The organism is Paenibacillus sp. NRS-1781, from assembly GCF_050467745.1.
Lineage (GTDB): Bacteria > Bacillota > Bacilli > Paenibacillales > Paenibacillaceae > Paenibacillus > Paenibacillus terrae_A.
This window is the reverse complement of sequence record NZ_JBITPI010000044.1, coordinates 81,733-93,946: the sequence shown is the minus strand read 5'-3', so window position 1 is coordinate 93,946 and position 12,214 is coordinate 81,733. Positions and strand designations below refer to the sequence as shown.

At 45.0% G+C, this 12,214-nt stretch carries 12 protein-coding genes; 3 read left to right on the top strand and 9 right to left on the bottom strand.

Features of this window, described 5'->3' with window-relative positions:
- The first annotated feature begins 303 nt into the window (after nucleotides 1–303).
- Complete coding sequence (locus tag ACIFO6_RS16040; RefSeq protein WP_430041859.1) at nucleotides 304–534, top strand: hypothetical protein; 231 nt, start codon at nucleotides 304–306, stop codon at nucleotides 532–534.
- 198 nt (nucleotides 535–732) lie between these two features.
- Here the strand turns inward: ACIFO6_RS16040 and ACIFO6_RS16035 are convergent, their stop codons facing one another.
- On the bottom strand, nucleotides 733–855 hold the full coding sequence (locus ACIFO6_RS16035; RefSeq protein ID WP_014282395.1) for a hypothetical protein: 123 nt from the start codon (nucleotides 853–855) through the stop codon (nucleotides 733–735).
- A 170-nt stretch (nucleotides 856–1,025) separates the two neighbouring features.
- Between ACIFO6_RS16035 and ACIFO6_RS16030 the strand changes: the two genes are divergently transcribed.
- On the top strand, nucleotides 1,026–1,295 hold the full coding sequence (locus tag ACIFO6_RS16030) for a YuzF family protein (RefSeq protein WP_430041857.1): 270 nt from the start codon (nucleotides 1,026–1,028) through the stop codon (nucleotides 1,293–1,295).
- Nucleotides 1,296–1,368: 73 nt separating this feature from the next.
- Here the strand turns inward: ACIFO6_RS16030 and ACIFO6_RS16025 are convergent, their stop codons facing one another.
- On the bottom strand, nucleotides 1,369–2,442 hold the full coding sequence (locus ACIFO6_RS16025) for a GH25 family lysozyme (protein ID WP_430041854.1): 1,074 nt from the start codon (nucleotides 2,440–2,442) through the stop codon (nucleotides 1,369–1,371).
- Between the two features lie 197 nt (nucleotides 2,443–2,639).
- A complete protein-coding gene (locus ACIFO6_RS16020; protein WP_430041852.1) occupies nucleotides 2,640–3,701 on the bottom strand; it encodes a YeiH family protein in 1,062 nt (353 codons plus the stop codon).
- 118 nt (nucleotides 3,702–3,819) lie between these two features.
- Between ACIFO6_RS16020 and ACIFO6_RS16015 the strand changes: the two genes are divergently transcribed.
- Nucleotides 3,820–4,707 carry a LysR family transcriptional regulator gene (locus ACIFO6_RS16015; RefSeq protein ID WP_430041849.1) on the top strand — a complete coding sequence of 296 codons (888 nt, stop codon included), beginning with the start codon at nucleotides 3,820–3,822 and terminating at the stop codon, nucleotides 4,705–4,707.
- 266 nt (nucleotides 4,708–4,973) lie between these two features.
- Here the strand turns inward: ACIFO6_RS16015 and ACIFO6_RS16010 are convergent, their stop codons facing one another.
- From ACIFO6_RS16010 to ACIFO6_RS15985, 6 genes are all read right to left on the bottom strand, one after another.
- Complete coding sequence (locus ACIFO6_RS16010; RefSeq protein ID WP_430041847.1) at nucleotides 4,974–6,551, bottom strand: glycoside hydrolase family 43 protein; 1,578 nt, start codon at nucleotides 6,549–6,551, stop codon at nucleotides 4,974–4,976.
- Nucleotides 6,517–7,521 (bottom strand): pectinesterase family protein, encoded by a 1,005-nt coding sequence (locus ACIFO6_RS16005; protein ID WP_430041845.1) that lies wholly within the window; start codon nucleotides 7,519–7,521, stop codon nucleotides 6,517–6,519. The genes ACIFO6_RS16010 and ACIFO6_RS16005 overlap by 35 nt, the downstream gene beginning before the upstream one ends.
- Nucleotides 7,522–7,546: 25 nt before the next feature.
- Complete coding sequence (locus ACIFO6_RS16000) at nucleotides 7,547–8,431, bottom strand: dienelactone hydrolase family protein (RefSeq protein ID WP_430041844.1); 885 nt, start codon at nucleotides 8,429–8,431, stop codon at nucleotides 7,547–7,549.
- Between the two features lie 49 nt (nucleotides 8,432–8,480).
- Complete coding sequence (locus ACIFO6_RS15995) at nucleotides 8,481–9,842, bottom strand: glycoside hydrolase family 28 protein (RefSeq protein ID WP_430041843.1); 1,362 nt, start codon at nucleotides 9,840–9,842, stop codon at nucleotides 8,481–8,483.
- A gap of 180 nt (nucleotides 9,843–10,022) precedes the next feature.
- Nucleotides 10,023–11,543, bottom strand: coding sequence for an extracellular solute-binding protein (locus ACIFO6_RS15990; RefSeq protein ID WP_430041841.1), 1,521 nt, complete (start codon nucleotides 11,541–11,543; stop codon nucleotides 10,023–10,025).
- Nucleotides 11,544–11,571: 28 nt separating this feature from the next.
- Nucleotides 11,572–12,195 carry a YesL family protein gene (locus tag ACIFO6_RS15985; protein WP_430041839.1) on the bottom strand — a complete coding sequence of 208 codons (624 nt, stop codon included), beginning with the start codon at nucleotides 12,193–12,195 and terminating at the stop codon, nucleotides 11,572–11,574.
- Between the last annotated feature and the right edge of the window lie 19 nt (nucleotides 12,196–12,214).

Sequence of the window (12,214 nt, the reverse complement as noted above, 5' to 3'; positions counted from 1 at the left end):
TACTCCGCTTCTATGCTATTTCTAACCATTCATGGAAGAAATTTTCACCGAATTACATTACAATTTTTTCGATAATCCAGCTTGATGTGTTTACATCTACACCTCCTAGTTCTTTTAAGTGTTATTGGATAATATTATCAGCAAAGAATTCAAGTTGGACCTTTCTCATCTCCCCCTTATTATTGAATGGATCTAACCACGATAAGATCATAAATCCGTGGGAATGCCCTCTCCCTGTATATTAGCCGTTACCGTTACATCATTCCTCTCATAAAATGCGAATGTACAAGAGGGGGTGATTGAATGGACGCTTATTACAACTGCTTGGGCTGTATGAACAGAAGAGTACGTGTTTTGACCGTGGACGGACAACAGCACGAAGGCACCGTCGTGAAGGTGGATCGCAATAATGTGTACTTAAAAGCGGAATCCAACGGGCGTGTTCAAACCTCTGCATTTTATCCTGGCTATGGATATGGTAATCAAGTCTTAACCTTGAGCCTGTTCACCCTGCTGGCAATTGCTTTAATTTAATCCGCTGCTCCACGTCAAGCCCTGTCTAACAAGTGTGACACCTCATATGACAGCTACCACCCCCGACACTCATCCGTCAGGTAGTGGTAACTGCTATTTGGGGTGTTTTACTATCCAAACAAGTCACTTGAATCCCTTAAAACGATAAATCCCCCACCAGCTATACACCGGTGAGGGATTTAATACACTCATTTCAAATTAGATCCATAACGACTTGGTGATGATGACCAGCAGAATGAACAGTACCAGGATAGCCCCTGTTGATGTCCAACCACCGTAGCCTCCAACTTGACCGCCACAACCTCTTTCGCATTCACCCATGGATAAGTTCCTCCTTCAATTCAAGGTACATCATAGCTTATGTATAGAGGCTTCCTATGGACCGGGCTTATCGGCAATGATGTGAATTTTTCCGTTGATTGGGCATCCGCCTACACCCTTTCTGGGCAGGAGCATAAGATATCACAATTAATCCTGAAGGAGTGAAGCAATTGAATCCAAATCAAGCGCTTAATTACAGTACGAACCAACCTTTTCCTCATCACCACCATAACCCTCATCACATCATGGTAACCCCTGTAGACCCGTATGTGGTAGAAACATTAAAATCGGTTATTGGCAAATATGTTGTACTGGAGACCACTCGTGGCAGAATTGACGGTTGTGTAGTGGATTGTAAGCCTGATCATGTTATTTTGGATGTGTACGGTAAGAAATTCTTTGTCCGGATCTGTGAAATCGTATGGATTATGCCCAATTAGACGATTAGACTCCAAAAATCCTCGCCGATCCTATACCGGATTCGCGAGGATTTACTATTGTCATAAGCTTCTGCTATTCAATATCTCCCGCCAGCGAAGAACGGAGTTCATCTATCGTTCCATTGAATTCATTCAAATCCACATTACCACGGATACCGGGAACGCTACCTGTGCTACTGTACTGCCAGGCCCACCAGTTATCCCAGGCTGGAACTGCCGTCGGTTTTTGAGTGGTGCTATATCTGGCTACCCACAATTTATACATAGAAAATGTAGGATCAAACTTGGAAGCAAAGACATTTCCCGTGTACACGATTGGCAGACGACCGGTAAGCTTCTCCGTTTCATCCAAAAATGCATGAGCCACTTCACTAATTTGCGCAGGAGTAAGACCTTTTGGGTTATTTTCATAATCCATCACGGGTGGCAGATCCAGACTGCCACCTGCTGATTCTATAGCTCTGGCAAAATTAGCAGCTTCCTGACGAGCACCATCCGTAGTTGTAGCGTTCAAAAAGTGATAAGCACCGACCAGTATGTTGGCATCCCTCGCTCCCTGAACATTTGCTAAAAATTGATTATCTTGATATGTTATCCCCTCAGTAGCCTTGATGAAAGCAAATGTCTTGCCTGCCGCCGCAACCTGCTGCCAATCTATATTGCCATTATAGTGAGAGACATCGATTCCCTGAGCATGTCCGTCGGAAAAGATGACAGGCGGGGAGGTCAGAAACACCGTTTTTAGCTTGCTGCTCCATGCCACATCAAGCCCTGTCTGTTCAGATACAAAGCGAAGCGGAACATAAGTCGTCCCGCCTTTAAGCATTGGAGCTACCGTCAACCCCATTTGAAGACCATCGACAGACGCTATGGGGTTATTTACCTGAAGACTGAGGTTATGATCTCGATCCTGTATCGTTACCGTACTTGTCTTGGACTCCCAATTGACCTTATAACCTAATTCCTCCACAATGAGACGAAGTGGGACCAACACACTCCCCTGTATTTCCTGAATCTGAATTCCCTTCGCAGTACTTAAATCTTTACCATCCAGCTCAATATGTGAACTTGAAGACGTAGCGTAAGTTTGCCCTGGAAATCCCCATAAAAACAGAAATAAAAAAGCCAAAAAACAAATTTTCTTCATTATGTACCCTACCATTCTATAAATTTTCACTTATAAAAATCGTGCAATCTAGTATCCTCAGTACCCGCCATTTTGATAGACGCAAATCATATGTAAAAGTTACGGATAAGTCATCATATATCTCAAGTTTATCATTTACAGCACTAAAAAGTCTCTACCAGCTACATAGCGAGCAGAGACTTCTTTTGTATCCTTATTCACACGGTCAAAAATGTTAAGCCTGCAAGAATGACCGAGGTGATGGACAGCACCAGTAAGGGAAGCACCGCTTTCTCCCGCAAGGTCTTAAAGCTCACATTCAGCCCCATGCCTACCATTGCCATCGTTAGCATAAATGTGGTGATGTGAGAAAGTCCGTTCATCAGACTAGAAGGAACTACGATATATTTTCCCAAAACATAGCTACCGATCAAACTTGTGATGACAAATCCAATGAGAAACCAGGGAAACTCCATTTTCGCATCCGAACGGATCTTTCCGGTTCGCTTCATCCAGTACATGATCATAAAGCTCAGCGGTATTAGTAAAAAGACACGGCCCAGCTTGGCTAGTAAGCCAATCGCGAGAGCATCCTGCCCAGCAGGCTCGGCAGCTAAGGCCACATGTGCAATCTCATGCAGGCTGATGCCTGACCATATTCCATATTGCATATCCGTCAAAGGAAGCCAGGATCGAAGGACGGTAAACAAAATGGCAAATACGGTTCCGACCAAAGCAATAAGCCCTACTCCTATAGCCGTATCCTCATCCTTGGATTTCAACAGGGGAGAAACAGCCGCAAGTGCAGCCGCACCGCAGACACCTGTCCCAATACCGAGAAGAAGCGAGAGCGAAGCATCTGCCTTAAAGCGCTTGGCCAGCCACATCGTAAACAGGATGGAAAATATGACGGTACCCACATCACGCAGGAGCAAGCCCATACCGTGATGAATAACAACATCCATATTGAGCTTTAGTCCGTATAATACGATAGCCCCTCGCAGTAATTTTTTAGCCGAAAACTCAACCCCTGAGCGTAAAGCTTCGGGATATCCCCAGAGCTGTCGGTATAAGACTGCGAGAAACATGGCGCAAGCCAAAGGGCCTACATAATGAAAGCCAGGTATTTCGTTCAGACCATACCCCACGGATGCAAATATCATGGTCAGTCCAATGCCTAAGATACGCTGGATAAAGCGATTTGGGTTAGAGTGTGAAGAACGCTTTTGTGATAAGCCGGAATTTAATGAACATTTCATGCGCTTTATGTGACTGCTCATGGTGAATACCTCCAATTCTGTCTTCATAAAGCTTAATGCGTATTTTGTCATAAGAAAAATAAATCATTATAATGGTATCCATAAGTAAATAGGTATGATGAAAATGGAGGAGTTGGCTTTGGATCAATCTTTAATCGTATTTGTTATGGTCGCAGAAAAACAAAACTTCACAAGAACAGCCGAAGAGCTACACATGACCCAGCCCGCCGTCAGTCAATACATTCAAACGCTGGAGCGTACCGTGGGAGCCCGGCTTTTGGAGCGAAGTAATAAATATGTGCGTTTAACCAAAGCCGGTGAAATTGTGTATCATCATGCCCAGGAAATGATCCGCCTCCACACCCGAATGCAGTATTTAGTGGACGAGTTGATGAATACGACAAAGGGCAATCTGTCCATTGGCGCAAGCTACACGTACGGAGAGTACGTACTTCCTCATGTGATTGCGCAAATGAGAAGTCAATATCCACTCATTCAGCCCTCCATTAGCATCGGCAACACTCAGGAAATTGAAAGATTGGTGATCCGCAATCAACTGGATGTCGGGATTATTGAAGGACAATTTCAACATGACCATTTGTATATTGAACCGTTTGCAGAAGATGAAATGTATATCGTCGTTCCACATCATCATCGTTTGGCTAGTAAAGCTCAAGTGGGATTAAGTGAGCTACAAGAGGACATATGGATTCTGCGCGAAGAAGGCTCTGGAACCCGGGAAGCGGCGGAAAAGATGTTTGCACGATTTCAGTTTGCCCCTGCTCATATTATGGATTTTGGCAGCACCCAGATTATTAAAGAGTCTGTAGAAGCAGGCTTGGGCATTTCTTTGCTGTCACAGTGGACGATTCAAAAGGAACTCACCTTGGGCACTTTAAAAGTGTTGGATATAAGTGGTTTCCCGGTCGTTCGGAAATTCTCTTTTCTGACCCCTTCTGCGGTATTTGAAACGAAAGCGACCACCGTTTTTTTAGAAGTTTTGCGAGGTTATAACGTGAAAAGGTGAACAGGTACAGCTTTCAAGCCCATAAAAAAAAGCACCCCGGAAAATTCAAGTCCTGCAATGTAATGATGTAACACGGGATTCATGGATTATTCCCCCTCTTCGCTTATTCCGATGATTTTACTATACATATTGATTTCATTATAACTGAACTCCTCCAAAATAATCCAATTGACTTCAGGTTCATGAAAAATTGCAAAAAGCCCCTGCTAAGAACAAGGGCTTGAAAAAAATACCTTGATAAATACTCCTAACGAAAGAAAGGTATTTTAAGAGGATAGATGATCTTGCCCATGATACAGAAAGTGGCTAAAATCAGCGTAGCTGCCTTGAAATTGTTGCATGTCGTGGGCGGCAATCCCTACAAAATTCCCTGTAAATCCACCTGATAAAAAGCTGATATTTTGCTTTTCAAAAAGCGGAGTCCAGGTAGGTTCATTCCCGACATGGTAATAAAACCGTCCTTGGGTTGCATGGACTTCTACGGCCAAATGTATAGGGAGCTCCTCCTGAAGTGTAATCGCATGGGGAACTAATGTGAATGTATCTGCTTCACATCGCATCATGCGTAGCACTTTCCCTTGTGCCTCTTCATAGCTGACATAAGCATATAAATAATTTTCTTCATTTAGATACAGCAGGAGCCCCGCCATTTGCAAATAGCTAACAGGTTGATATTCCAAGGCCGTTTCTACCCGAAAATGATGATCGGTTTGCCGGATGGCAAGCACATGATGCTGAAACAGACTTTGAATGGATTCTCCAGCCAAAATTCGGAGATAGCCCGGACGCTGGCTCAGTGAGCACCAACGGTCATCCGCCAGTATACGCAATGTGTTCCACGTTTTATTTAAAATGGGCCCCTCGAAAAAGTCTTCGAATACAAAGCTGTCCTTGTGCCCTGCCGGGAAAGTGGTTCCGATCGGTGCAGGCACTTCTAATTGCGGCGTATGGCCCCCGCCGGTTAATCGCAGCCAGCCTTCATCATTCCAGTACACGTGCTGCAAGGCTGTTTCTCGCCCTAAAATGGCATACTTCCCTTCCAATGGACGAGTACATAAATGAGCCATATACCAATCACCATCTGGCGTCTGTACAAGACTGCCATGTCCTGCACATTGTAAAGGGAATTCAGGACGATCGCGTGACGTAAGCATCGGGTTATGCGGGTCTACTTCATAAGGCCCGAATAGCTGCTTCGAACGGGCTACGGTTACCGCATGTCCCGTACCCGTTCCACCTTCCGCTGTAATAAGGTAGTAATATCCATTTTTCTTGTAGATATGAGGGGCCTCTGTCTTTTTCAAAGTCGTGCAATCAAAAATTTTCACAGGCTCGCCAATCAGTCGTTGCTGTCCGCTATCGTATTCCTGCATAACAATACCTGAAGATTTATTGCTGTCCACCATGCGGTAATCCCACAATGCATTCAATAGCCATTTACGTCCATCCTCGTCGTGAAATAAAGACGGATCGAATCCACTGCTGTTGAGATATACCGGGTCCGACCATGGCCCATGGATCGCAGGCGCCGTCATCACAAAATTATGAACGTCCTTAAACGGACGTCTGGTGCTCTTTACATCCGTATAGAGCAGATAAAAAAGGTTATCCGCGTAGCTCAGCTGCGGCGCCCAAATGCTGCAATTTTTCGGGTTTCCTTTTAAATCAACCTGATCGGTCAAAATATCTGTGCAGTGCTCCCAATGTGCCAAATCTGTGGACTGATAGACCCGTACTCCCGGCAGCCACTCAAACGATGACACGACAATATAGTAAGTATCCTCGACTCGTACAATACACGGATCGGGATTAAAGCCTTTTAATATGGGATTTTGGATCATCATGAGAAATTGCTCCTCCTTGCTTCCAAAAAGTGTCTCCACCAAAAACCTGCTCCTTGCTCCACGCTTCTGCTCCTGCTTCAAAACAACCCGCCCACGGAACACGCTGCCTAAGCAACGAGGCAACATCGGATACACCATACTCCTGATAGCAAACCGTTTTCTCATTTGCAGAATCGTCCCAATTGTCCCAACCCCGTGGATCAATATGTTCGCCCATTTTACAATCCACAAATACGGTCTTGGCATACTCACGCCACGGCCGCCCCAAAAATACCGGGGTAATATCAGGCTCTGCGCTTAAGCAGCAATGATTGAATACATAGCCATACGCTTGTCCGTGGGGAGTGGAAGCGGCTGTAACGTAGCTCGTTTGGTTCTCATGATGGCGCAAACTGCGAATTTCGCAATGTTCAAAATAAGCTGTCGCCCCGCCAAAAATAAAATCGACCGTGCCCTCGATATAGCAATGCTGATAGAGCTGGCGATAGTGGGCATGATGTTCTTTTAAATGGATGCCGCCAAACTTTAGCCGTTCTTTCGGTGCCGGAGGCAAGGGACCTGTAAATAACGTATCCTGATGCCCGCGAAAGGTGCAGTTTCTAAAAACCGTTTTATCACAGTGAGCATATACAGCAACAGCCTGCCCAATGGCTTCCCCCTGTCCCGCTGTGTTGGAAATCGTGAGATTTTCCAACATCAGATGGCTACCGCCTAAAAATAAAGTGGGAGTCGCAAAGGTCCCTATTTCCTCCCCTGCCTCATCCCGCTCCTTGGCATATCGATGCATTCGAATGTCTACCTGTCCGATGCCTATGATATGAAGATACGAACGGTAAATTCGCACCTCTTCCTCGTAGGTACCCGATAAAATATACAGCGTTTCCATTTCATTGGAAGGCGACTGCTCCAATGCAGCAATCGCCTCTTGAATCGTATGGAAATCACAAAAGGATTCTTTCCCTACCAGCATGGTTGCCCCAATCCTTTCATTGGAATTACAGATGTTCTGCTAAAAATGATTGCCACGCCGTTCGCATTTCCAAAGTCTCCATATGCCCACCACCTGCAATCACAGGCTGCCAATGCTCAGGGCGACCTGCTTCCTGGTAAGCTTCCAGCAGTCCTTGCGCCAGATGCTCGACTCCTTCAATAGGACACATTCGATCATTTTGACCTGTTATGCTCATTCGTGGACGGGGAACAATCCGCTTTTGAATATCCAGCGTGGTAAAATGCTTAAGCAAGCCGGGGACATAGGAATAGAAGCCATGGTGATCCAGTCCCCTTTTGGCGATCAGCGTATGGGCATCTACCTGTCCGCAAATATCAATCGTGACCTGTATCCGCTCATCTAGCGCTGCCAGCCACCACGCCATCAGGCCCCCCATCGACATGCCAATCGTTGCAATGCGAGAAGCATCAACATTCTCTCGCTGGCACATATAATCCACCAGACGACGGTTATCGTACAGCATCATGCCCCACAGCACTTGGCCCTGCCAGAGCATCTCCTTTACCAGCTCGCTTTCGGTTTTACCCCCGCGTTCATTAAAGCCCCACATGTCAATACAACAAGCGCAATAGCCCATGTCTGTCAGGGTTTTAGCAAACGAGGGCTGCTGCAAGTAAGGGCTGCTATGGATAAATTCCTTGCGTCCATTGGTATAATTGCCTCCATGCGAATGGTTGAAAATGACCAATGGAAACGGACCGTTTCCTTGTAATGGTGTGGCTATATAAGCTGGCACAGGCTCGATTCCGTTGATGTCCAGCAGGAGATATTTCAATTGGTATCCCTCTTGCTCCTCTTGCTTTAGCAGGGTGGCCGTAACGGGTCGGTCTGCCGGAAGGTCACCCAATAATGCTTGCAGCTTATCCACGTTTTCCCTCCTTCTATGCCCCTCCTAAATCAGGATTTTTGCAAAATCCTCAATTAAAAATATTTTGTTCAGAAGGTTGTATCGTCACTTGTTCAATCAGCTTTTCAGGCTGGTTTGTATTCTTCGAATGACAACGGTTGACTTCAACGCCTTCCCCGTTTTCAATATAAAAAGCGGGACCTTCATGATTCTCAATAGTCACCTGTTGAAAACGGATATCTCTCACATTGCCTAAATAAAAACCACGGTTGTTCATATCTTCGATCCCTGTCATCATGGCAGGACGGCCGGGAATCGCATTTTTCGCCATAGAAATATCAATATTGGAAAATGTAATTTCAGCAATATATTGTTCTGCAAGTCCGTATAAGAACCCAGCAGCCGCATGAACCTGTCGTGCCGTGATATCGGAAAAATGAATCCGTCTAAAGCAAGGCGTTTCATCGGTAATTGGATAGGGATTTTTGTCCCAGACATATTTGTCTTTACCCCGAGGTCCGCAGAAATAATAGAGGTTCAGAATAAATGGGCAAATCACATCTTCCATCACAATATTGCTAACACGAATATCCTCGACGATTCCGCCGCGTCCCCGTCTTGATTTCAGGCGGATGCCCCGATCCGTTTGCTTAAACACACAATTGCTGATCGTGACATTACGGATATCTCCACTCATCTCGCTTCCCAGTACGACAGCGCCATGTCCATGCACCATCGTACAGTTGGTAATCGTTATATTTTCACAAGGAATCCTCTCCTGTGTATCCTCGGTTCCTGCTTTAATCGCAATACAATCATCGCCCACATCAATATTGCAGTTACTAATACGAACATTGGAACAGGATTCGGGATTAATGCCATCCGTATTGGGGGAATCCGCCGGGTTAAGAATGGACACATTGTCAATCGTAACGTTATAACAAGCGATAGGGTTTACAGTCCAACTGGGGGAATTTTTCAACATGATATCTTTAATGGTGACCCGCTGACAACGGTCAAAGCTGATTAATTTGGGTCTCGGGTACTGTAACTCCTCGGGATGATTCCGATGCTTTTCCCACCACGGTTGACCATTTCCGTCCAGCGTTCCGCTGCCTGTAACTGAAATATTCTCCAGGTTCTGTCCATAAATACACGACGCATGTACTTCTCGCTGAACGCCTTCCCATCTGGATTCTACTACTGGATAATCAACCAAATCCGTACTGAAGGAAAGAATTGCACCGGGGCTTACATGCAGCTCAATGTTACTTTTCAGAAAGATAGCGCCTGTCAGATACGTACCCGAGGGAACAAATACCGTTCCTCCCCCGGCATGGCTAGCCGCTTCAATCGCAGCCGCAATCGCCCCTGTTGCCAACGTCGTACCATCCTGAGGTGCTCCATAATCTACAATGTTATACACTTGCATCTCGCTCTCTCCTGTCATCGTATTTGTGAATGCGCAAATAATTTATATAGGCTGAACTTAAAAATACACTGGAAAACGGAGTAGGCGGAATGGTGCTGAACAAGCGTCAGCGATGGTAAGCACCATCCGCCTGCGTAGTGGCACTTCATGTACACTGATGTTCAACCTATATCTATATCCTTATTTTTTCGATTTCTTATACGCTTCTTCGTATTCAGTAATAATCTGTGATCCACCGGAATTTTTCCAGTTTTCTACCGCTGCTTTAAATCCGGCTTCATCGGTCTCACCCATAATAAATTTGAACGTAGCATCGGTAATAATTTTTTCGAGTTCAGTTCCTTTTTCATTGGCAGTTACAGAATCCAGAGGAACGGTTGGGTCCAAAACGGCAAATTCGTTATTTTCCTTGATTAATTGATTGGCCAGTTCCTTTTCAGGGTTGGCATCTTTTAACGTGTAAGTTACTTCACTCGGTCTGGAGCTTGCAAACGGCTGTACATCTGCTTGCCACAAATCGGTGTTAATAATTCTGAAAGCTCCTTCATTATCAATGTCATAATGAGTTCCCTTGATACCACCTGTCATGTCCATAAATACTTCTTCATCAATCAAATCATTGACAAATTGAAGCAATCTTTTCAATTGAGCTTCCGTCTTCACCTCGGATTTAGGAAATGCCAGCAAACCGCCAACTCCGCTGCCCTCGGACCAAATGTGATATTTACCGTCTCCATTGGAAATTTTGTTTACAGGCACCAATTCAAGCCCCTTTTGCAATCCTTGTGACAGATTTCTCAAGTTGGTGATATCCACCATTCCCGTATAAATTCCGGTTTTCCCTTGAGCAAATTGCTGCTGCTGATCGGTTTTAGCGGTTACGGCGAAATCCTTCGATATATACCCGTTCTTATATAATTTATTGGAATACTTTATCGTTTCCAAATATTGAGGTGTATCAAATTCCGGCGTAAACTTGCCATTCTCATCAACTTTCCAGCCATTAGGTGTGCCAAAATAAGAGCTTAAGGTTTTAAAGCTGCTGTAGCGCAGATCAGATCTGTCGCCAAAGCCTGTCGTATCCTTTTTACCATTACCGTCCGGATCATCTTCTGTAAACGCTCTCGCAACTTCGTAAAGCTCATCCAGGGTCGTAGGTACTTTAAGTCCTAAACGATCCAGCCAATCTTTGCGAATAACCAAGCCTGCTCGTGCCAAATTTTTCTGGAATGGAACTCCATACAGAACACCCTCGATGGAAGCTGCATTTCTAACTTCGGGAGGTATCTTTTTTAAATTGTCATAATCGTCCAAATAGCTCCCTACATCCCAGAATAGACCTGATTTCAATGAACTTCGAACTGAAGAATTTGTCATCATCGTAAGAGTCACGATATCCGCCAATTCACCGGACGCCAGCGCTGTAGTGATCCTCTCTTCCTTGGACGCATCAGGAACCCAGTTGAACGTAATCTTGGAATTGGTGTTTTTTTCAATTTTGTTCTTAATCGTGTTTGTAGGTGGAGAGGCTGTATGCAATACATTTAACCAGGTTAATTCCAGCTTTGAATTCGGGTCATAGGTTTGGCTGCCTTGATCCTCTGCCCCCTTGTCACCGCAAGCAGCTAAAAAAACACTCATGACCATAAGTACGGCAAGAAGGCCCGATATTCCCTTTTTCATCGTGATTCCTTTTTTCATTGTGTTTGCTCCTTTTCTGATCGTATATTCATGCCATATCTTCCTCTTTCACCAGAACCTCTCGCTCTATTTTGCTAAACACCTGATGCGTCATCCACATCACGAGATAACCGATGATACTGGCTCCGGCAAAAGTCAGAATTCCTGGGTACAAGCCTAGAATCAATGTAAAAAGCGCGACAATCGCAACAAAAAGAACAAGTGTATATTGCAAATACGAAAACCCAATCACCACGGACATTCTGATTTTCAGCTTAATCCCTTTCCAATCATAATGAGCCAGTAACGGGAAAATGTACGCCAGAGAGATGAGATACAAAAAGGCTCCAATCAGCGTCACTACGCGAACATACCAGGACGAGACATTGACGATATCCACGTAGAGTACGTAGCCCACGAGGCTGTAAATGGCTCCAATGATCGCGGCTTCTTTAAAGCTTTCTTTAAAGTAACGTACAAACGCAGAGAAAATGGCGACCTCCTCATTCCCCCGAATCCATTGCCTTAAAATACTGAGCATAGCGACAGTTGCAGGTCCCACACCTATAAAGCCCAAGCCCAGGATCGTTGCAACCGTCCACAGCAAATTAAGGTAAACCAGCCGGAGCAGCCGCATGCACCATTTGTTCATGTTTTCTACAAACCGTACCATTTCGCATCCTTCCCGTCGT